23 protein-coding genes are annotated in these 22,015 nt (G+C 41.2%); 14 read left to right on the plus strand and 9 right to left on the minus strand.

Annotated features, from left to right (window positions below; translation table 11 throughout):
- Positions 1 to 3 precede the first annotated feature (3 nt).
- The 3 genes from PQO05_RS12200 to PQO05_RS12210 form a co-directional block, all read right to left on the minus strand.
- Positions 4 to 426: a DUF1810 domain-containing protein gene (locus tag PQO05_RS12200; RefSeq protein ID WP_273633193.1), complete on the minus strand. Its 423-nt coding sequence runs from the start codon at positions 424 to 426 to the stop codon at positions 4 to 6.
- Between the two features lie 8 nt (positions 427 to 434).
- Complete coding sequence (locus tag PQO05_RS12205) at positions 435 to 620, minus strand: DUF2188 domain-containing protein (protein ID WP_273633194.1); 186 nt, start codon at positions 618 to 620, stop codon at positions 435 to 437.
- Positions 621 to 745: 125 nt separating this feature from the next.
- Complete coding sequence (locus PQO05_RS12210; RefSeq protein WP_273633195.1) at positions 746 to 1,492, minus strand: SDR family oxidoreductase; 747 nt, start codon at positions 1,490 to 1,492, stop codon at positions 746 to 748.
- Positions 1,493 to 1,573: 81 nt separating this feature from the next.
- Between PQO05_RS12210 and PQO05_RS12215 the strand changes: the two genes are divergently transcribed.
- Positions 1,574 to 1,951 (plus strand): winged helix-turn-helix transcriptional regulator, encoded by a 378-nt coding sequence (locus PQO05_RS12215; RefSeq protein WP_273633196.1) that lies wholly within the window; start codon positions 1,574 to 1,576, stop codon positions 1,949 to 1,951.
- A gap of 243 nt (positions 1,952 to 2,194) precedes the next feature.
- Positions 2,195 to 2,584, plus strand: coding sequence for a hypothetical protein (locus PQO05_RS12220; protein ID WP_273633197.1), 390 nt, complete (start codon positions 2,195 to 2,197; stop codon positions 2,582 to 2,584).
- Here the strand turns inward: PQO05_RS12220 and PQO05_RS12225 are convergent.
- A complete protein-coding gene (locus tag PQO05_RS12225) occupies positions 2,562 to 2,834 on the minus strand; it encodes a hypothetical protein (protein WP_273633198.1) in 273 nt (90 codons plus the stop codon). The genes PQO05_RS12220 and PQO05_RS12225 overlap by 23 nt on opposite strands.
- A gap of 201 nt (positions 2,835 to 3,035) precedes the next feature.
- Here PQO05_RS12225 and PQO05_RS12230 point away from each other — a divergent pair, with 201 nt between their 5' ends.
- From PQO05_RS12230 to PQO05_RS12245, 4 genes are all read left to right on the plus strand, one after another.
- Positions 3,036 to 4,820 (plus strand): hypothetical protein, encoded by a 1,785-nt coding sequence (locus PQO05_RS12230; protein WP_273633199.1) that lies wholly within the window; start codon positions 3,036 to 3,038, stop codon positions 4,818 to 4,820.
- 210 nt (positions 4,821 to 5,030) lie between these two features.
- A complete protein-coding gene (locus tag PQO05_RS12235) occupies positions 5,031 to 5,315 on the plus strand; it encodes a hypothetical protein (protein ID WP_273633200.1) in 285 nt (94 codons plus the stop codon).
- Positions 5,316 to 5,537: 222 nt separating this feature from the next.
- Positions 5,538 to 6,863 (plus strand): BamA/TamA family outer membrane protein, encoded by a 1,326-nt coding sequence (locus PQO05_RS12240; RefSeq protein ID WP_273633201.1) that lies wholly within the window; start codon positions 5,538 to 5,540, stop codon positions 6,861 to 6,863.
- 155 nt (positions 6,864 to 7,018) lie between these two features.
- The gene (locus PQO05_RS12245) at positions 7,019 to 9,448 is read left to right on the plus strand and encodes an ABC transporter permease (protein WP_273633202.1); all 2,430 of its coding nucleotides are present in this window, start codon (positions 7,019 to 7,021) and stop codon (positions 9,446 to 9,448) included.
- 115 nt (positions 9,449 to 9,563) lie between these two features.
- Here the strand turns inward: PQO05_RS12245 and PQO05_RS12250 are convergent, their stop codons facing one another.
- On the minus strand, positions 9,564 to 10,373 hold the full coding sequence (locus PQO05_RS12250; protein ID WP_273633203.1) for a J domain-containing protein: 810 nt from the start codon (positions 10,371 to 10,373) through the stop codon (positions 9,564 to 9,566).
- 167 nt (positions 10,374 to 10,540) lie between these two features.
- On the opposite strand from PQO05_RS12250, the gene PQO05_RS12255 reads away from it, so the two are divergent.
- Positions 10,541 to 10,879, plus strand: coding sequence for a cupin domain-containing protein (locus tag PQO05_RS12255; protein ID WP_273633204.1), 339 nt, complete (start codon positions 10,541 to 10,543; stop codon positions 10,877 to 10,879).
- Between the two features lie 21 nt (positions 10,880 to 10,900).
- On the plus strand, positions 10,901 to 11,197 hold the full coding sequence (gene ppnP / locus PQO05_RS12260; RefSeq protein ID WP_273633205.1) for a pyrimidine/purine nucleoside phosphorylase: 297 nt from the start codon (positions 10,901 to 10,903) through the stop codon (positions 11,195 to 11,197).
- Positions 11,198 to 11,200: 3 nt separating this feature from the next.
- Here the strand turns inward: ppnP and PQO05_RS12265 are convergent, their stop codons facing one another.
- The 3 genes from PQO05_RS12265 to PQO05_RS12275 form a co-directional block, all read right to left on the minus strand.
- Positions 11,201 to 12,643 carry an aminotransferase-like domain-containing protein gene (locus PQO05_RS12265; RefSeq protein WP_273633206.1) on the minus strand — a complete coding sequence of 481 codons (1,443 nt, stop codon included), beginning with the start codon at positions 12,641 to 12,643 and terminating at the stop codon, positions 11,201 to 11,203.
- Positions 12,644 to 12,748: 105 nt separating this feature from the next.
- The gene (locus PQO05_RS12270; protein WP_273633207.1) at positions 12,749 to 14,116 is read right to left on the minus strand and encodes a S1 family peptidase; all 1,368 of its coding nucleotides are present in this window, start codon (positions 14,114 to 14,116) and stop codon (positions 12,749 to 12,751) included.
- 16 nt (positions 14,117 to 14,132) lie between these two features.
- On the minus strand, positions 14,133 to 14,762 hold the full coding sequence (locus tag PQO05_RS12275; protein WP_273633208.1) for a hypothetical protein: 630 nt from the start codon (positions 14,760 to 14,762) through the stop codon (positions 14,133 to 14,135).
- Positions 14,763 to 14,960: 198 nt separating this feature from the next.
- Between PQO05_RS12275 and PQO05_RS12280 the strand changes: the two genes are divergently transcribed.
- The 6 genes from PQO05_RS12280 to PQO05_RS12305 all read left to right on the plus strand — a co-directional run bounded on the left by PQO05_RS12280 (position 14,961) and on the right by PQO05_RS12305 (position 19,532).
- Entirely contained in the window at positions 14,961 to 15,479 is a 519-nt protein-coding gene (locus PQO05_RS12280) for a GNAT family N-acetyltransferase (protein ID WP_273633209.1), read from the plus strand.
- Between the two features lie 129 nt (positions 15,480 to 15,608).
- Positions 15,609 to 16,850, plus strand: coding sequence for a cystathionine gamma-synthase family protein (locus PQO05_RS12285; protein ID WP_273633210.1), 1,242 nt, complete (start codon positions 15,609 to 15,611; stop codon positions 16,848 to 16,850).
- A 460-nt stretch (positions 16,851 to 17,310) separates the two neighbouring features.
- A complete protein-coding gene (locus PQO05_RS12290) occupies positions 17,311 to 17,796 on the plus strand; it encodes a cupin domain-containing protein (RefSeq protein WP_273633211.1) in 486 nt (161 codons plus the stop codon).
- Between the two features lie 472 nt (positions 17,797 to 18,268).
- On the plus strand, positions 18,269 to 18,457 hold the full coding sequence (locus PQO05_RS12295) for a hypothetical protein (protein WP_273633212.1): 189 nt from the start codon (positions 18,269 to 18,271) through the stop codon (positions 18,455 to 18,457).
- Between the two features lie 120 nt (positions 18,458 to 18,577).
- Positions 18,578 to 19,156 carry an HPP family protein gene (locus tag PQO05_RS12300; RefSeq protein ID WP_273633213.1) on the plus strand — a complete coding sequence of 193 codons (579 nt, stop codon included), beginning with the start codon at positions 18,578 to 18,580 and terminating at the stop codon, positions 19,154 to 19,156.
- 157 nt (positions 19,157 to 19,313) lie between these two features.
- Positions 19,314 to 19,532 carry a hypothetical protein gene (locus PQO05_RS12305; protein WP_273633214.1) on the plus strand — a complete coding sequence of 73 codons (219 nt, stop codon included), beginning with the start codon at positions 19,314 to 19,316 and terminating at the stop codon, positions 19,530 to 19,532.
- A 730-nt stretch (positions 19,533 to 20,262) separates the two neighbouring features.
- On the opposite strand, the gene PQO05_RS12310 is transcribed toward PQO05_RS12305, so the two are convergent.
- Entirely contained in the window at positions 20,263 to 21,891 is a 1,629-nt protein-coding gene (locus PQO05_RS12310) for an ABC-F family ATP-binding cassette domain-containing protein (protein WP_273633215.1), read from the minus strand.
- Positions 21,892 to 22,015: the final 124 nt, after the last annotated feature.

Here is a 22,015-nt window from a genome sequence, read left to right on the forward strand (position 1 = left end):
GGATTATATCTCACTCAAGATCTGAACTGTTTTATCGTCCTTCACACCATCAAAAAATTTGTCTAATACATTTTGAAATACTTCAGGTGAACCGGGCACCGAGGCAAATAATGTCATAGATGATCTTAGTTTAAGATCATCGGGCGTACCAAAAATATCAGTTGCATTATCATCGGGCAGGTTCAGCAACTCCTGGCTAATCTCTATCAGTCTGTTTCCCAATACAGGATCTTTCAAATAAGCTTCAGCCTCTTCAATGCGGTTAATGGCATAAAACTTTGATATATCGCTGGAGCCCAAACCCTTTATCTGCGGAAAGATATACCAGATCCAATGGCTTTGCTTTCGTCCGTTTTTAATTTCAGCCAGGGCAAGTTCGTAATCTCTCTCCTGGGCCTCTGTAAAGCGTTTTAAATTATAATGCATGGCTTAGCTTATTGTTTATCCTTCTCTTTCTCTTTGGCAAAATGCGCACGCGCTTGTTTTAAACCGGTTGCTATGGCTTCACCTTCATTACCGGTTGTTTTTAAAACCTCATTGGCAATTTCTACCGCCTTATCCCGAAGCTTCTTCGGTTGGTTTTTGTAGGATGGCGGGTAATCTCCGTTATACCAGGGCATGATAAATTAATTATAAGTTTATTTGTTTTCAACAAAATATAGAGGCGATGGTTTGCCTTAAACAGTAAAGCGTGGCTATTTCAACCAACTGAAATAGCCACGCTTTTAAATTAAAATCTCCAATATTAAGCCTTTAGGCTCATGCCCCCGTCCATTATAATCTCGGCACCGGTAATAAAGCTGGCAGCTTCGCCGCAGAAATAGGCTACCATTTTGCCCACATCTTCGGCTTTACCTATTTGTCTCAATGGTATTCTACCAATCATCCATTCGGTAACATCTTTCAGTTGCTGTTCGTCGAACCCAACCTTATTCATGATCTCCGTTTTGATCGGCCCTGGGCTAACGCTATTCACCCGGATTTTGCGCGGAGCCAGTTCTACTGCAGCAATTTTCATGATACTGTTAAGTGCCGCTTTGCTCGATGAGTAGATCGAAGAATTTGCACCGCTGGTACTTGCCGTGTTCGAGGACAGAAAAACTACCGAAGCGCCATCATTCAACAACGGGATAAGTTTGCTTAGCGTAAAGTAAGCGCCTTTAAAATTTACGCCAATTACGTTATCAAAGGCCGCTTCGGTTGCGTTTTCAATGGTAGTCAATTCAAGCACACCGGCATTAATGAACAGGATATCAATTTTACCATATTGATCTTTAACCTGCGCTGCCAGCTCTTCAATGGCTGAAACCTGTCCCTGATCGGCAATCATGCCCGTTACGCCAAGTTCGGCAGCGGCTTTATCAATTGCTTCCTTTCTTCTGCCGGTAATAATTACCTCTGCACCCTGTGCTTTTAATTCTTTAGCAGCAGCATAGCCAATGCCACTGTTTCCGCCTGTTACCAGGGCTATTTTACCTTTTAATGTTTCCATTTCTTGTCTTTTTTTAAATTCTGTGCAAATGTATATTGCAAATGGTATAATTTTGTAACCAGTATCACAGAGTATACCAGTATGGAAGACGATAAAAGACTTGAGCTTGTAAAAGAAGTGCTTGCTAATCCACGCAATCAAAAAGAGGAAGTGCAGGCACTGCAAGACACCATTTATGTAATTGGCGGTAAATGGAAACTGCCTATTATTAACTCGATATGTAATGGCAATAGGCGTTTCAGGGAGATTGAACGCAGTATTCCCGGTATTACCACCAGGATGCTTTCGCGCGAGCTAAAAGAAATGGAAGCCAACCACCTCATTGTGCGCACGGTTACGCCAACAAGCCCGGTAATGGTTGAGTATACAGCGTCTGACTATTGCCGCTCGTTTGGCGATATTATCCTCGAAATGATTAAATGGGGGAAAGGCCATCGGGAGCGTATTAAAAACAGCTGATTATTGCCGGTTGCATGTAAGCTGTAAATCTGATCAGCTAAATAATACCCCTTATTAATGCTTTTGCAAATTGCAATGGCTTAGTGTTCCCCTAATTTAGGGGAATGCAATGACAGTGCTACCACTTCTAACTTTAATAAGGGGTATAATCGAAGTGGTTTTAAAGATTGAAACACGTCTAATCAAAATTATATCCGGCAAAACAACTATAGCGGGTTTTTAACGTATATACATTAAGGCGATATGAAAAAGCTATTTTTAAGTGCGATTATATTACTGCTGGCAGTCAGTGTGCATGCCCAGGTAGGAGGCACGCCAAGGCAGCTCACTTGTACCGAAGAAGCTTTCAACTTTAAAGTGGGTATTAAATCGGGCTGGCATTTTGGCCAGGTAAGTATGGGGCCATCCGGGTTACCGCAAAATATCCCTGTTCGATCTTTCAATGAGCAGGCTCCGGTAACACAACAGTTTTTATCCGGAAAGGTATTGTTGCTAACAAGTTCCCGAAATACAGTAAACCTCCGTATGCCAGATAATTTAAAATTGTTTGCCCCGGATAATTATCAGTTTGATAAGCTCAATTATAAATTTCCCTATAGGATTTCAGTCCCTACAGCGGTTCAACATAATTGATAATGAACCTGGCAATTTGTTCCTGCTCTTCTACCGAAAGTATTTCTCCATCGTAAATCCAATAGCCCTTTTCGTCAAATAATATCTTACCCAGGCAATCGGGGTTTTCATCAAAAGCAGTATACAAAACATACCGTGGTGATGCGTTTCCGGGCGCTGTTTCGGGTAAGATCCTGATCACCTCGTCCGGGCCGGTTTTTCGCTTTATAAAAGCCTTGGCTTCGCTTTTCAGGTTGCTAAGAGTTGCCATTTTATATATTCAATTTTTTTTCAAATATAAATAAAATGCTAAATTTTTTAGCGTTTTTGTTATTTATTACTATTCATATTAACCCAGCATTAAATCTTTAAATACCGTGTTTTGACGGTCGGTTTTAAAATATTAAACCATTAATTTGCAAGTGATTAGTAAACCCCAATTATTAAAAATACTTCAAAACCCTTAATCACCATGGCCGATTTATCACAGGTGTTTGCAGCAGCGGGATCGTTGTTGAGCACTAAACAACTAAAGGATACAACATTAATGACAGGCGGGGATAATGACCCGAACCCTGTAAAGCTTTCGGCAGAAAAAGCATTGCCTTTTACTTTGCCCGATGTTACTTTTAACATTAATGCCAGCGCCGAGCTTGATGTAATGTTGTTTAACCAGGCCACAGATAACGACCCCGATGGTGTAATTGGTACTCAAGATGCCATTATAGCGCCTGATACAGCCACTGATGCTTATCTTAAGTATGCAGCCGGTATTACAGTAAGTGCTACTGCAGGTGTAAATATCCCGATTGCAAGTATTGGTTTTGATGAAAAACTGAGTGTAAGTGGCAACGCTGCTGCAGCCTATTACAAACAACACAATAACGGCGACGCGATGAATACCGCATTTGTGGGCGATATTAAAGCGATTAAAACCGTATTTATACCAGATGATATTACCAGCCTGGCCGAGGGCGATGCGCTTACTTTTAGTGTAAACGGCTCGTTAAAGAGTGACCTGAAAGTGAGCTGGTCTAACATATTTTCGCAAAGCCTGAGTGTGCTGGGCGAATATTTACCCACACCGGTTACACTCGACCTGAGCCTGAGCCCTTCTGTATCAGTAGAGTTTATAGTAGAAGTAACCGATGCCTTTGCCCTGGTTATAAAAAAGCTGGCCGGTAACCAATGCCTGTTATCGGTTAAAAAGACCAAATCTGTAAGTACGGATACCACGGCATCGGCAGGTATAGATATTTCATTTAAAGATAGCGATGCAGCCAAAACACAGCTGACAGCGATTTATAATCAGTTGATCCAATCGGTGTTCGGCAATTCCATTACGGATGTTAACACGGCTTTGGCTAATGTAAAAAGCGGAATTGCAATTGCTACCCAGAACGAACTGGTAAACGGCCTGATTGCCCGTTACAATCTGGGAGGCGTTGCTGATGCTATAGACCAGCTCATTGCCAAAGTAAACGCTATAGAACAGTACGTGCCAAACCTGATTGGTGACGTTGCAACAGCAACCGTTAAATTGAACTTTAGCTATGAGTATAAGCGTATTGACCTGGAGAAAGATGTACTCTCGGTAAATATAGCCACCACCGATTTGTTGAATTATCACGATAAACTACTGCGTTTCGATATTACCCAATTACTGAGCGATATGCGCGGCGGAGTTATCCCTTATCAATTGAATAGTTATTTAAACCAGAAAACTTTGACCATTACCAGCACCTGGGGGTTGGGGTTAACTGTGTTTAGCTTTACGCTGCTGGGGCAGGATATATTTACGCTTGAGAATGTAGTTAACGAAAATTTTGCAGGCGCACAACAAGTTAGCACCGAGGGAACGCAGCAATATAAATGGGTGTTCGGCAATGGCTCGGGCTCGTGGCTGAGCCAGATAAATGGCCAAATGCCTGCTTACGGAGCATCGACACTTGATCAGTTTGATTTTACATTTTTGCTGAGCACTGCTTTAAAAAATAACGGTGTTAATGCGGACGAATTAAATACCTACTTTGATTTTGCTGTGGTGTGGGATGCCGTTCAGCAGAGCGATCTCGGAGCGCTGACCGTCAAATACACAACCGGCACAAGTTCTATCCTTAATCAGCCGGCTACAATAGAAAATAAACTTACGTTTTTACCGGCTTTGATGAAGCCGCTTATCGAAAAAATAGCCACTACCGGTTGGGTAAACAATATCCCTTACCTAACCAAAGCGATGAGCGCTGCGTTGCCTTAAGAGAATCAGGCAGGGCGTACATCTGTTACAGATCGTGTAGCCATTTATAAACAGCTGTGGCAGTTTTATTTTGATAATTATGAAAATGACCCTCAAACTGATTTTGCCGGAACAGCTAAGAATACGATCCAAACATTAGGAAACACCTATAATAATCTGGCTAATTGGGAAGGAGGAAACTGGCCCGGCACCTACGCTAATATTATTAACATGGATAATAACATGCTTAATGCATTAAAACAATATATCCAGGGCTTTACAGACTTGAAACACGCAATTGATACCCAGGCATCGTATACCGCTTTTAAAAACATTTTTAATAATGAGCTGAGTTTAATTGGCACCCAGGATTTTTATGTTAGAACAGCAGGCTATTTTTTACTGTTACATGCCGCCGAACTTAATCAGCAAGACAAAGCCCAAAGTGTATTTACAATTACAACTGGGGCCGATAATAATCAGCAGACCATAAATTTTGCTTTACTGAAAAGCTAATTGAATACTAAATAAACAGAAGGGCGATTTTCAATCAGAAAATTGCCCTTTTTGTTTATTTCAACTTTTGGCAACTGCCGGATAAGCTGCCCTCTGGTTGCATTTTGGAATATGGAACTTAGATTGTTCCTTACAATTACGTTAAAGCGCCCGATCACTCTAACTTTAATAATTGCAGAAATAGGGTTTATTTCCGCATAGTTATTTCTTAATCCCCGGCGCATGTACTTCATTCAAAAGTTTCTTAATCCGTTGCGTATTGTTACAACGGTTTTTGCCATTCTGATTATAATTGGGGATAAAGGTTATGCGCAAAAGGAAGTTGTAAAACCCGAATCTATACAACCGGCTGCACAAATCGATATTTTTGATGTGCTCAGAAAAATAACCAAAAAGCCACCTAAAGTTGTAGATACTCCCAAAGCTGGCGAGCGGAACCTTTCTATTTTGCCCGTTATTGGTTATAGCCCTGCAAACGGAGGAATAATAGGGGCTACGGCAAGTATCACCAAATATTTGGCCGATCCGCAAACAACCCGGCTTACAACTGCCTTACTTAATGCTTCTGTCACCTCAAAAGAGCAGGTTATTTTATCACTGAGGTATGATCTTTATACCCCGAAAAACAAATGGTACATATCGGGCGATAACCGCTTATTGTTTTTTACGCAGCCCACTTACGGCCTGGGTATCTACGGCCTGCACAGCCAACCTTACAGTTTTAGCTGGAATGGAATTAGCGGTACCACCAAAGGTGATTTGTCGCAACCATTGAAATATAATTACCTGCGCTTGTATGAAACTTTTTTGCGGAAGATCAATGATAATCACTGGTATGCCGGTGCGGGTGTAATGATAGATTATAATTCTAAAATACAGGATGAATCGTTAAAATTAGATTCGCCCGTACACATAACTTCGCACTATACCTACTCAAAATATTATGGCTTTAATACAACCAGCTACGGCACCAATGGCATCTCGGCCCAAATTATGCACGATAGTCGCGACAACCCGGTAAACCCCTATAAAGGTTATTACTTTAACGCTTACTACCGGGTAAATCCCAAATTTCTGGGCAGCTCGCAAAGCAGTTCTGTGCTTTATTACGAGTACCGCACTTATGTTAATGTAAACAAAGCTATCCCTCAAAACCTTATTGCATTTTGGTTTTGGGGTATCAATGTAATATCGGGCCATGTGCCTTATTTAGAACTGCCATCCATTACCTGGGATACCTATAACCGGTCGGGCAGGGGGTATATCCAGGGCAGGTTCAGGGGAAATAATATGTTTTATGCCGAATCCGAATTTCGTTTCCGGCTTACCCGCAATGGCCTGCTAGGAGGCGTTACCTTTTTAGATTGTACCACGGCCAGTAACCCGCTGCCGCTCACCAGTCAAAACCTGTTTAACACCATAGCACCCGGCGGCGGCTTTGGGCTCCGCATTAAAATGAATAAAAACGACCGAACCAATATCACTGCCGATTACGGTATAGGGCATGGTTTCTCTGGCATTTATCTAAACATGCGGGAAGCGTTTTAAGCTATGGCAATATGCTATAACCGAACAATCACTGTATCATATCCGAACGCATATTAGATTCGATTTTTTAATTAAGTGCCTTATTTTAAATGGTTTAATACATTGGCATCTTATTGGGTTATCAGGTATTTGTAATACTGCATAATCTAATCGCTATGTTAAAAAGCTACTTTAAAACCGCGCTTCGTTTTTTATTAAAGAATAAAACGTTCAGCTTCATTAATATTTTTGGTTTGGCCGTTGGTACGCTTTGCTGTTTATACATATTGCTATATGTACAGCAGCAATATAGCTACGATAAGCAGCATACAAACGCGAAAAATATTTATCGCATTACCGCCTCAATGGTGCTTACCGGCGATAAACATAGCTTTGCTTCGGTTTCGCCGCCTGTTGCTGCTGCATTAAAAAGTGATTTCCCCGAGGTTAAAAGCTACACGCGCGTATTAAAAACAGATAATTTAGGTGCTAAAGAGCATTTGCTCCGTTACCAGGAACAATCATTTTATGAGAAAGGGGCGTTTTATGTCGACTCTACCTTTTTCGATCTGTTCAGCTACCACTTTGTAGAAGGCAAGGCACCTCATGCGTTAGATGAGCCTTATTCTATCGTATTACTAAAACCAATAGCCGATAAACTTTTCGGACACGAAAGTGCATTAGGCAAGGTGATCAACATTAACGATCAATGGGTTAAGCACGATTTTAAAGTTACCGGTGTAGTAGACGAAAGCCTGGGAAAATCGCATATCGAGGGTAATATGTTTATCTCCATGAAAAGCGGCGAAACCGGTACCTCACTGGCTAATGACGGCGAATGGGCAGGCAATAATTATACATACTCCTACATAGAACTTAAACCGGGCGCTGATGCTAAAGCTTTAGAGAAAAAACTACCCGCATTTCTGAATAAATATGCAGGCCAAAAGTTAAAAAACCTGGGTATTCAGAAAGTAATGAACCTGGAACCGGTTACCACAATCCACACCACATCTGGGTATGATGCAGAGCCCAGTAAAACTGCCGATCCATCATTCCTGTTAATATTGGTATTAATTGCCGTAATGATCCAGGTGATAGCCTGTATTAATTTCATGAACCTGTCAACCGCGCGCGCATCAAAACGGGCTAAAGAGGTTGGCGTGCGCAAAGTGATTGGCGCAGGCAAATTCGATTTAATTCAACAGTTTTTGGGCGAATCATTTTTACTCGCTTTTATAGGCGTGATTATTGCTTTGCCTTTATTATGGGCTGTATTACCTTATTTAAACAGCATCACACATACCGATATCCGCTTAACTTTCTTCAGCGATTACCGTTTATGGCTTATGCTGGCATCGTTGGTTATTGTTACCGGCTTTGTGGCAGGTAGTTACCCCGCATTTTACTTATCGGCGTTTGAGGCTGTAAAAGTAATTAAAGGCAACTTTAGTAGTAAGATATCAGCGGCGGGTATCCGCCGTTCACTGGTGGTGTTTCAGTTTGTTTTGTCTATCGTTTTAATAAGCGGCATCGTTATTATTTATAGTCAGCTGAACTATATTAAAGCAAAGGATCTAGGGTTCGATCAAAGTCAGAAGCTGGTTTTTAATTTCTATACCAGCGATGCACAAAACAGGATGGCCGCCTTAGCCAGTGACTTGCGGCAATTATCAGGTGTTAAGGCTGTTAGCAGTGCTGATAACTACCTGAGCCAGTTTATTATGCACGATCATGGCGTTTACCCCGAAGGCGGCAATATGGAGACGGCTATCGACGCCCAAAATATAACATGCGACCAATATTTTGTAAAAGCAAACGGCATTAAATTGCTGAGCGGCCGCGATTTGATGCAGGGCGATTCGGGCAAGGTGCTTATTAACCAAACATTAGCCAAAAGGCTTAACCTTACCGAGCAAACAGCTATTGGCGCAAGGTTGTATTCGCATTATGCGCCTAACCCGGCATGGTACGTTACCGTTGCCGGGGTGATGAAAGATTTTAACTATAATTCGTTGCATAATGATGTACGCCCGTTTATGCTGATTTACGATACGCATGCATGGTCTTTTAACAGCATGGTGGTGGCAACGAACAGTAAAAACTATAAAGCATTATTAAGCCAGATAAGTGCGGTATGGCATAAAAACTTGCCATTGGTGCCTTTCGAATATTCGTTTCTGGATAGCGAGGTACAAAAGCAATACGAAACAGAGATTGTACTCTCGCAGATCATCAATTCATTTACTTTGATAGCCATCCTGATCTCCTGCCTGGGTTTATTCGGGCTGGCGGCCTTTAGTGCCGAGCAACGCCGGAAAGAGATAGGCGTGCGCAAAGTGCTGGGCTCAAGCGTATCGGGGATTGTGAAGTTATTATCGGTTGATTTTGTGAAACTGGTTGTTATCTCATTCATTATAGCCACACCAATTGCCTGGTATGGCATGAACAAATGGCTGCAGGCCTTTGCCTACCGCGTAACACTTAGTTGGTGGATGTTTGCCTTAGCCGGAATGATGGCATTGTTTATAGCGCTTTTTACAGTGAGCTTCCAAGCCATCAAAGCGGCTTTGCTAAACCCGGTGAAGAGCTTAAGAAGTGAGTAATCAAGTTATCAAGTTAAGGGAATTTAATATCGAATATAGAATATCCAATATCGAATAATGAAAGAGAACTTCGATGTTGGATATTCAAAATTCATTATTCGATATTATTCAATCCTTAAGGGTTTACCACCATCCATCGTGGTAAATAGCCCACCTGGTTGTTGTATGCTATTTTATAAAAGCTCGGCCCTTTTTGCAATACCTTAACCAATGAATTATGTGGCAATACAGTTACCACAGCCGACATATAATCGGCCATCTGGTGCAGGTAAATGGAGCCGGATAAATTGGGTTTTAGATAAGTGGTATATGATGAATCGACCGGAGCACCAGGTTGTTTGGTAACAACCGGTACTTGTACAACCTTAACCGGGGCGAGAGTTGACTTAACTGCCGCTACTGTAATCGGTGCTGGCTTAATTGCTACTACAGCTTCTGCTTTAATTGTATCTTTCTTTGCCGCCACAGGTTTATCGGAGACGGCAACAGGTTCTGCAATTTTATTGTGGGTTTTCTTTTTATGATGTTTGATGACGTGAGGCGCGATAGACGCGACAGTGGCAACTTTAACAGGTTCGGCAACTTGTTGTGTGTGATTAATATTAAGCGATCGCACTACATAAAACCCAAATACCCCTGTAAACAATATCAAAGAGCCTGTTAAGGCCATATTGAGATACCTGGTTTTAAAATTGGCTACCTGTTTTTTATGAATCTTCCGTTGCGAGGCATCATATAATTTGCGCCGGGCCGGGTCGCTCAGTATTTCATAAGCTTCGCTGATTTCCCTGAAATGGCTTTCCAGAAAATCATCTTCTTCACCATAAGCAGGCTCAAATCTTTTAGCCAGTTTACGATAGGCCTCGCTTATCGCATCCGGACTGCAATTGCTATCCGTTCCCAAAATGTAGTACAGATCTTTCATACCCTTAATCAAATAGCGCTAACTGTTTTATTTGATTAATTTTTTTAATTATAGTTTAATTGTATTGTGCAATTAATTTTAGAAATCTGTTATAGTAAAGTATGTGGTAACTGTATATTTTATGTTGAACGGGTTTTGCTGAAAATTGTAGATCAAAATTTGTTGCCATGATTAAATCAATCGTCAATGCCGAACACTATTTCTGGGGAAACCAATGCGAGGGCTGGCACCTGCTAAAAACTGATACGTTAAGTGTTATTGAAGAAAAATTGCCGGTTGGGACAGCCGAGCAATACCACTTTCACTATAAAGCCCAGCAGGTGTTTTATATCTTGAAAGGACAGGCGACTTTTAATATTGAAGGCAGGGATGTGCTGGTTAATGCGGGCGAAAGTATCCATATCCCGGCTTTAACTAAACATGGCATCAGTAACCAAAATTCGGAAGAACTCAGTATACTTGTTATCTCGGAACCCAAAGCACATGGCGACCGTGAAAATATTTAATAACCACAATCTAATTCTACAATGAGCAATCCGACCGATACTGTATCGCATAATACCTATTTCGATGGCAAAGTACAAAGCCTTGGCCTGCAAACCACAGATGGTAAAGCAACAGTAGGTGTTATGAAAGCCGGAAGTTATGAGTTCGGTACCTCAAGCCCCGAAAAAATGATTATCGTAGCCGGTACTGCAAAAGTGAGCCTTGATGGTGAAACCTGGAATACTTATGGCCCGCAGGGAATTTTTGATGTACAGGCGAATGTTAAGTTTCAAATAAGCTGTGAGGCGGATTTGGCTTATATCTGTTATTACGAATAAGTATTAAGCTACAGATGGTTGGGCTTTTTTATAAGCATCAGTAAAAAATTCGCCCAGCTTAATCAATGCTTTCTCAATCTTGGGTTCCCACAGGTTGCCGAAACTGATGCGCAGGTAATTTTGGTAGTTGCCATCGCTAGAGAATAATTCGCCGGGAGCGTAAGCAACGTCTTGTTGAAATGCGGCGTCCTGCAATTGTGTAGTGTTCAGGCAAACGGGCAGTTCAACCCATAACACCAAACTGCCATTCGGCCGGCTTATCTTGGTACCATCGGGGAAGTGCTGTTCAATTAAATTGGTGGAGCGGATAAGGTTCTTATTCAACTCCAGCCTGAACTTTTGAAGGTGGCGGTCATAAGTGCCCTGTTCCAGCAACTGCTGCACCACCTGTTGCCCCAAATTTGAAGTCGAACCATTATGCATGGATTTTGTACGCGCTACCTGGTGCACAAAACGCCCCGGCGCACACCAGCCAATACGAAAGCCCGGCACCAATGATTTGGTGAACGAGCTGCAATACATCACCCAACCATTTTCGTCATAAGCTTTAATGGTATCGGGTCGGCTGCCTTTAAAAAAGAGTTCGCCATACAGGTCGTCTTCAATAACGGGCATTTGCTGTTTGTTGGCAAAGGCTGCGATCTGCTTTTTTTGCTCAGTGCTTAAACAAGCGCCATCGGGGTTATTAAAATTGCTCACCAGTAAACAGGCTTTGATATGGAGCTTATTGCAGGCATGCTTTAAATCTTCTACATTAATACCAGTCTCCGGATGGGAGGGAATAGTGGCAACTTTCAGGTCCAGGCATTCGAGGGCCTGCATAACTCCGTAATAGCATGGATCTTGTACCAATACAGTATCACCGGGTTGCGTTACTGTTTTAAGGCAGCAAATGATGGCCTCCATCGCGCCATTGGTAATCACCAGTTCATCGGCATGTACAGATCCTTTCCAGAAGAATGACCTTTTGGCAATTTCTTCACGTAATTGCAGGTTCCCTTTGCGGTCTTCAAGTGTTAAGTAACTGCCGGTAATATCTCTCGATGTATTCTGAATAGCCCTCTTAATGCTATTGAATGGTAACAGCCGGTTATCGGGCATGGCATTGGCAAACGATACAAAGTTTCTTGAAGTGCTATCTCTCCTTAGATTTTGTAAAAGTTGATCGATATGCACTGTTCTTTCCGAAAACGAAACCGGTAAGGCCTGCGGCAGCGGGAGCTTTTTGCTCGAGCGATGATTCACAAAATAACCGGATTTTTCCTGCGAAGTAATCAGCCCTTTATCTATCAGGTGGTTGAAAGCCTGTAATACCGTGCCTATGCTTAAGCCGTTTTCTTTATGCAGGCTACGCAGCGAGGGCAGTTTATCTTCCGCTTTGTAAACGCCTGTATCAATCATTGCAGCTATTTTATTGGCCAGGCCCAGGTAAGCAGGTTCTTTCATGCCGGCAAAAATAATCTGTTATAGTTGAATTTGAAAAATCTATATCTGTTTCTTTTAAGGGTGATAATATTTCGCTGCCAATAAATAGCATAAATGCTGTTCTAACTAATTAGAAAAAGTAGTTAAATAGGAAGATAGCATAAACACTGTCCATATATCCCTTTCGGCATCAGTATTTTGAAGCGTAAGCGTATACGAACTATAGGCCGATGATGCAGTAAAATAAGTTGATGTAGCATCAGATTGTTTATCTGCGATTGTTTGAACAATTATAGGCCCTTTGGTACTGTTATAAACCATTCTTTGAACCCTGTTATTAATTGTAAAGATTGGCTTGGCATAAGATGCTTGTGGATTAAAATACCATACAGGGCCACTGCCACCTTCGAATTCTGGCATCAAAAACTTTTGATTTGATAAAAAACTCTGATTTAAGTTTTCTGTATTAATCTTGCTAATCTGATAGATCATCTTAAATCCGTATTGGTTGTTGGTGGTTTCTAAGCGCCCGTCTTTTTGTTGTAAATTATAACCTGCCGGAACAAGGATTGTATATCCGCTTTTTATTTCTGAATATATATCAAATTTCATGCTGTTGATTTTGGAAGAAAATTGGCTCATGTATTGATACATAGCACCTAAGCCTGTTTTTTCCTCATTGCTATACTGCGCAGTTGTATTAAGCTCGTTAAAGGTGCTGGTTTTAATTTTACGGAATACAAAGTCTCCTAAAGAGATCCTTATGCCATCATCATTTCTATAATCAGCCGCAAAAAGTATTTTAGTTGCCGAAGATGAACCGGATGGAAAAGATTCTGATGATGACTCGAGTTGATTTAAATAATGTTTTTTTATACACCAGCTAATATTGGCAGCCCCGTTTTCTAAGCCGCCGTCAGCGATTCCTAATAAATTTCCGTTCAGATCTATAACTGGAGCCCCTGAAAAGCCATGCAATAAATGTCCCTTTAAGAAAAGAATTTGAGTATTTGTACTGGGAAAGTCCAGTTTTTCTACTGACCTTTCCACCGCGGGTGGCAGCAGGTCTTTTAAAATGTTAGTATTACCAGAGTTTGCCTGTAGCAATCCAACTTCAAAGTCTACATCTTGATAGTTTTGATTGTCTAAATAGTATCCTACTGTAAATAAGCGGGTATCTATTCCTGGTGTGGGCACATCGTGATTGTCAAAAAAGTAGGGCGCAATATTTTCCCCTGTTTCCAGCAGAACTAAATCCGCCGATTTTAATACCTTACGAATGACAGCTTTCTTAAAGGCGTTGTTGTTATATTTTACAATCACTTTGTCAGGATCGCCAATTGAATGTAATGTTGCTACTATCCAATTGCCTTTTTTCCATAAAAAGCCGGTAGAATAACGATCACCGGAAATAATGCGAACAATTTTTTGTGACGCATTTTTTTTGACAATACCAGTTTGTGAATGCGAACTAAATGCAAGCAAAACTAACATTAACACGAAATAATGTTTAATTACTGAAATATTCACAATAAAGCTTTTGAAATTCTTGAATCTTTAATTTTTCTTCAACTGTATCTTTAGATGCTTTTTCAATTTTTTGTAGCACGGGTTTTAAGGTAGTATCCGTGATCGTGAAAAGGCTTTTTAACTCGGTTAATGTTTTATAATCATTACAGATAAGCGGATTTGCGATTTTTTGGGACATTAAAATCGACATAGTTGCCACCCGTTCATTTTGAAGCTTTGCTTCTGGCATTACTGTTATTTTATCATTACCTATAACAATACCAGCCTCCTGAAAGGCAGCGATATTTAATGCCTGTGTTTTACTATAACCAGCTTGATGCCATTGGTTTACCTTTTCTTTTAAGGTAGGGGAGAGCAAGTTATGAGTTCTTATATATATGCCCAGAATAATGGATATGAAACAACTAAAACTAAAAATGCCAATTAAGCTATAGTTTAATTTGTTATCTGCACTGTTTGGCGTGTCGGGCTTTAAACCAAAAAAAAGAGTTAATAAAGAAGTTAAAGCTCCAAGTACAATCCCTACAACCTGGGAAATTGAAAGGCCTATTATAAGGCCTGTTAATAAGCCCAAAGCACTTCCACTGAAAATTTCTGTGCGTTTATTCATTAAATAAGAATTTAGGCGGGGTATTACGCTAATATAAGTAAATGTTATAATAACATAATTAGATATTAAAAATATATCCGGTTATCATTAAATGACTTAATGAATAACTGGAGTTTTTCTTCAAATAATAATCTGTTATAGCTAAATAATTAAAATGTGTATCTGTTTCTTCTTGTCGTAATTAATGAGGTTTGTTTCATGAAGAATGATACAAATACCGAATTAACCATCACCCCAATATTTAACGACCACTGCCAGCAGATACTTGGTTTGATACTACCCATTCAGCAGATTGAATTTAATGTGCCGATTACGTTAGACGACCAACCGGATTTGCTAAATATTGAAAACCATTACCACCAAACAGGTGGTGGTTTCTGGGGAGCGAAAGTTAACGATGAACTGGTTGGAACCATCGCGCTTATTGCAACCGAAGATAATGCCGGTACCATTCGCAAAATGTTTGTTAAGAAAGAGTACCGGGGTAAAGAGATGGGCACCGCCCAGCTATTGCTCAATACCCTGATCAACCATAGCAGGGAAGCGGGCATTACAGATCTATACCTTGGTACGGTTGATATGTTAAAAGCGGCACATCGGTTCTATGAGCGCAATGGTTTTGAACGAAAATTGAGTGAAGAAATGCCTTCGTGCTTTAGGCGAAATGGGGGAGAGAACGTATACTATCATTTGCAATTGGGTGCTGCGACGAATTAACATTTTCGAAATTTTGTAAAGCGAGCTTCCTTTTCTGGTAAAAAGCTACCAATCAGGTAGGTTTTTATCAGAAAGAGTGGATTATTTTAAATAAAAAATGCAAGTTTGCCGCCTGAATATCTATTGTCCATGAACGATCAAAAAGGATTTACCACTACCATACTGCACTCAGACCGCCTGTTGAAGCCCGAATTTGGCGCATTACACCAACCAGTTCATAACGCTGTAACGTGGGGTTATGATGATGTGCAGGGCTTGGTAAATGTGTTTCAGAACAAAGCTAAAGGCTACGCCTACTCACGCCAGGGTAACCCAACCACTACAGCGTTGGAGCATAAAGTTACCCAGATGGAGCAGGGGATGGCCAGCATTACCTTTTCAACAGGGATGGCTGCTATTACCGCAACTGTATTGGCACTGATTAAAGAAGGCGACCATATCATTGCCAGCTCGTACCTGTTTGGTAATACCCGTAGTATTATGCAAACGTTTAGCGATATCGGTATCAGTATGTCGTTTGTGGATGCTACGGATGTAGAGAATATTAAAGGTGCATATCAACCCAATACCCGCATGGTATTGATTGAAACCATCGCCAACCCGGCTACCCAAATAGCAGACATGAACCCGATTGGCGATTTCTGCGAAGAGAAAGGCTTGTTATACGTGGTAGATAATACCATGACTTCGCCTTACTTGTACAGACCGGTAACTGCTAAAGCCAGTTTAGTGATCAACTCTTTAACCAAATATATTGGCGGCCATGGTAACGCACTAGGTGGTAGTGTTACTGATACCGGTTTGTTTAACTGGGCAAACTATCCAAACATTGCCCCAATTATCCGTGAGCAAATTAAACCCGAGATGCAGGGTATGAGCCAGATCCGTAAACGTGGTTTACGTGATGGTGGCGGCACTTTAGGCCCTGAGGCTGCACATGCAATTTCTGTAGGATCAGAAACCTTGGCTTTGCGTATGGAGCGTGCTTGTGCTAACGCATTGTCGCTTGCCCAATTTTTAGAGCAACACCCGTTAGTAAGTAAAGTATATTACCCTGGTTTAGAAAACCACCCACAACACGAAGTTGCTAAAACCTTGTTCCGCCGTAGTGGCGCATTAATGAGCTTTGCATTGGTTGATGGTGTGGATCTGTTTGCATTTTTAAATCGCTTAAAACTCGTGATTAAATCAAGTAACCTGGGTGATACCCGTACGCTGGCTATCCCGGTTGCACATACCATATTCTTTGAACTTGGTGCCGAGCGGCGTGCCGAAATGGGTATCCCGGATTCGATGATCCGCCTATCGGTAGGTATCGAAGAAATCGAAGACCTTTTGAAGGATTTTAGTACGGCTTTGCAGGAAGCGTAAGTATTAAGCTTAATATTTTAGAAAGGCATTCTCATTTGAGGATGCCTTTTTTGTTAACAGTTTCCTTTCCATCCAGCACGTCATTGCGAGGTACGAAGCAATCCCCGACCTACAGAGAAGGCGCTTTAATTAACGTAATTACTAATAATGATTATTCTATGCTTTAATCAAAGTCAGTCCCGCTCAATTGCCGCGGGTTGGCTGTTACTTTTGGCTTGATCCAAAAGTAACCAAAAGATCAAGACGCAAAAAAGCTCCACCGCACAGATTCTCTACACGGCCCCGCTTTTGCGTCTGGGCCACCGCTCGCAAGGTTTATAATGTATCGGCCTCCAGTACTAAAAATTAGAACCCCATAGAATTAGGAAAAAGAAACACCACTATGTTTCTTTTTAAATAATCTTAACATAACTATATCGCACTAACTTTGTTAGATGAATATTAAACTAAATCTAATACCATGGAACAAAATAAATTAGCATTAACAAAAGCTACCGAAGGCACGTGTGTTTCGGTCGGCGGCGGCACTTATCGTACAGTTATGCCGGGCAAGCAAACAGGCGGCGCTTATGCGGTAATAGAAATGCTGGTGCCTCCAAATAGCGGTCCGCCGCCACATTCGCATGCCGATGTGCAGGAAGCATTTTATATCCTCGAAGGGGAGATTGAACTAAGAACAGAAGAAGGTAACCATATCGCCCAGAAAGGTGATTATGTAAATATCCCTAAAGGTGGGTTGGTCCATCAGTTTAAGAACAAAACAGATACACTTGCCCGTTTGATGTGCATTGTAACCCCAGCGGGTATGGACGAAATGTTTGAAGAAATTGGTGAGCCGGTTGAATATGGCCAGTTTCTGCCTCCACCCGAACTGGCAGCGAAGATGTTAAAAGCTGGAGAAAAATATGGTCAGAAATTTTTTCCGCCCGATTATTTGAGCAAGTAGGAGAGCTGCTTTTCTTTCCTCATCGTCATCCCGAACTTGTTTCGGGATCCCACTTGCTAAGTCTGCTGTACAACCTGTCACATGGGCTGCTGAAATAATCCCGATAGCTATCGGGACAGCATGACGTGCTTTAGTGTTACTTAAGTCTTATTGCAATAATCTTAACAATAAAAAACAAAGGAGCTGCCTGAGCTACGATACCTGCGATTACAATTGCGTGATTCATGATTTCTAAAATTTAATTGTGAATGATTGATTTCGGTTTTATTAGTTATTCAATTTAGCGGCAATGATTTTAACGATGAAGAATAAAGGAGCTGCTTGTGCTACGATGCCTGCGATGATGATTGAAGTGTTCATGATTTTATGTTTTAAATGTTTTAATAATGTTTGATGTATAGGTTAAGGCAAGTTCAATGCCGATCGCGAATAAAACTTAAAAATGGCCTTTAAATAACATTAAAGGCCATTTTTGTTTACTGTGGAATATTTCCCCAAAAGAAAAAACGGGGAAAAAGTTGTGGAAATGGGGAAATTGTTACTTGCACGGCGTGGCGTTGCAAACGCCGTGAAGTATTGCGCACGCGATGCAATCGCGCGCGAGATTGCAGAACACATAAAAAGAAAAGGAACCTTGCGCGCGATTGCATCGCGTGCTTAAAACTTCATAGCGTTTGTAACGCTTCTATTAATTCCTTCTTAATAGCACCATTACATCAGTAAATAGTACCAATACTTGCTAACGGTATGCCATACCTTTGCGCAAAATTTAAGTATTGTAATGCGCCATTATATTAAAAGAAGATACCACCATACCAAACGTATTGTTTATACCGAAACCCTATTCGATTTTAAAGAACATGTATGGACTTTCATCGGGTCGTTTTTCGGTATTGGCCTAATCGGATTTATCAACAGCCATTATTTAACACCCGAGGCTAATATCTTTTTAATCGGTTCGTTTGGTGCGTCATCGGTGCTTATTTATGGTATTATCAATAGTCCGCTGGCACAGCCTCGTAATTTGATTGGCGGGCACGTAATATCTGCTTTTATTGGCGTACTGATCTATAAATTAATTCCCGGTAACCTTTGGTTGTCGAGTGCCTTATCGGTATCGCTTTCTATCGTGGCCATGCAAATCACCAAAACATTGCATCCACCGGGCGGGGCAACGGCTTTGATAGCCAATTTACCATCAGCCAAAATTCAGGCGCTGGGTTTTATGTATGTAGTTAGTCCTGTTTTTAGTGGGGTGATGATTTTGTTGCTGGTGGCTATTGTTTGTAATAATGCTACGTCTCATCGTAGTTATCCAAAAAATAAGCATTGGTATAGGGTTTGGAAGCGTAGCTATTAATATAATAAGGCTGTATAATATTATACAATAAGCATACGTTATAGCATCAATGAAAGTCATTGCTTTTATAATGGTTGCGTGTTTGGTTTTTCTTTCCTCAGTTCCGGGGAATGCCGAAACTATGCATTCTTCTGTTATAAAAACCTGCTGCCATAAAATGCAGAAAAATATTCCCTGCAAACACGAACAGAAGAATGGTTGTGCAGATGGGATATGTAATACCATTTTATCGTGCGCTATGTGTGGCTTTTTAAAGGTCGACCCAACTACTGTTAATGCTATTGCGCCTGTTTTAAGGCAATTACTGTTAACAATCCACAACGTTGGTGCGCCCTCTGGTTATTCACTCTCTATGTGGAACCCTCCGAAGGCTTAATAATACATCTGCCTAAATAAACAGGTAAATATTATTAAACATTCAAATTTAAAATCATGAAAAAATTTCTTTTCATCACAGTTGTGATGCTATTCTCTATATGCGCTATCTCATTTGCTAACACACCTTGCTGCAACAGCAAAATGAACCATTGCACTAAGTGTGCAAAATCTTGTACTAAACCTACTTGTACAGATTATTGCAGTAGTGGCTGTAAAAAGTCGGGAGAATGTGATAAGACGTGTAAATAGTAAAAAGGCCGCTCTTTAGAGCGGCCTTTTTATGTACAATACGTTAGCTGTAGAAGATTCTTCGCTATCGCTCTGAATGACAAAAGGGAGCAAATTATTAAAGTACTACACCCACAACCGTAAATAACCTAACAATTGTGGCCTCTTGATTTTCGGGCAGCACTACATTGGCCACAGCAGGAACTTTAATAGAAAATAAAGCAGCCACGAGTTTTGGTTCTTTTTCGGCAAAAAGAACATCCACAGACGATTCATACCCACGCCGTCATTCCTAATAGAATGCAGGTGTAGCCCAACCGCACCATGTTTTGAGCGCCTCAACATAACAGGCTTGTGCTCGTTTGTGTTGTTGGTAAGTTGTTGCTAATCGGTCTGAGATTGCTTCGTACCTCGCAATGACGTGGTATATTAGAGGTATTTTTAAAAACAAAAAGGGCCGCTCGAATGAGCGGCCCTTTCAATAATATTATAATAAGCTATTATGCCATTGCATATAACTCTTCACGTTGTTTTTGTACAATGTCGCTGTTAATGTATTCGTCGTAAGTCATCAGTTTGTCGATGGTACCGTTAGGGGTTAGTTCTACTACGCGGGTTGCTACCGTTTCGGTAATCTCATGATCTCGCGAGGTAAACAGCATGGTGCCTTTAAAGTCTTTCATACCGTTGTTCAGCGCGGTGATCGATTCCAGGTCCAGGTGATTGGTTGGCTCGTCGAACATCAGCAGGTTGCCTTGTTGAAGCATCATGCGGCTAAACATACAGCGCATCTTTTCGCCTCCGGATAGTACCGTTGCTTTCTTCAATACCTCTTCGCCGGTAAATAACATACGGCCCAGGAAACTGCGGATAAACTGGTCGTCTTTTTCGCCTGGTGAGTACTCACGCAGCCAGTCTATCAGGTTTACATCTTTATCTTTAAAGTACTCGGCGTTATCAATCGGAATTTCGGCAATGTTAATAGTAACGCCCCATTTAAAAGTTCCGCGGTAATCGGTATCCTCGCCAGATAATATTTTGTACAGTGCAGTAGTAGCTAAGCTGTTTTGCGACAGCATGGCAATTTTATCGCCTTTGTTAACTGTTAAGTTCAGATTGTCGAACAATACCTCGCCATTGGCTGTTTTACCCAAGCCTTCAATCTGAAGGATCTGATCACCTGCTTCGCGGGTCATCTGGTTAAACATAATGGCCGGGTATTTACGGTTCGATGGCTGGATCTCGTCTAGGTTGATCTTATCCAAGGCTTTTTTACGGCTGGTTGCCTGTTTAGATTTAGAAGCGTTGGCGCTAAAGCGACGGATGAAATCCTGCAGCTCTTTAACCTTGTCTTCCATCTTCTTGTTCTGGTCAGAACGTTGTTTCAAAGCCAATTGGCTCGATTGGTACCAGAACGAGTAGTTACCGGTATAAGTGGTCATCTTACCAAAGTCGATATCCACCACGTGGGTACAAACCGTATCCAGGAAGTGCCTGTCGTGCGATACAACCAGTACAATGGCCTCATAACCTGCAAGGAAATCCTCTAACCAGGCGATGGTGTTAATGTCCAAATCGTTGGTCGGCTCATCCAGTAACAGGATGTCGGGTTTACCAAATAAGGCTTGTGCTAATAATACACGTACTTTTTGGTTACCGTCAAGTTCTTTCAGTAGTTTATAGTGAAGGTCTTCTGTAATACCCAGGTTGCTTAGTAGGGTAGCGGCATTGCTTTCAGCATTCCAGCCATCCATTTCGGCAAATAAGTTTTCGAGTTCGCCGGCGCGTTCGCCATCGGCATCGGTAAAATCTTCTTTCAGGTATATCGCATCCTTTTCTTTCATGGTGCTATATAATTCCTTGTGGCCAATGAGTACGGTTTCAATAACCGGGAACTCATCAAACGCATAGTGGTTTTGTGTTAATACAGCCATGCGTTCCCCAGGTGTGAAGCTCACAGACCCCGAAGTGGGGTCAATTTCCCCCGATAGTATCTTTAAAAATGTGGATTTTCCTGCCCCATTTGCACCAATTATACCATAACAGTTGCCTTGTGTAAATTTTATGTTTACTTCTTCAAATAAAGTTCTCTTACCGTAACGTAAGGATAAATTGGATACCGTGATCATTTTTCGCCTTAAACTTAATTAATACAAAGGTACGTTAATTAACAGTATTTTATAAGAATAACGGCTAAAAGGGGTGTTTTTATAACAATTTATTAATAAAGATGTGGTTTTGTGTATTGGGGCT

Origin of the sequence: Mucilaginibacter jinjuensis (assembly GCF_028596025.1) — a bacterium.
GTDB lineage: Bacteria > Bacteroidota > Bacteroidia > Sphingobacteriales > Sphingobacteriaceae > Mucilaginibacter > Mucilaginibacter jinjuensis.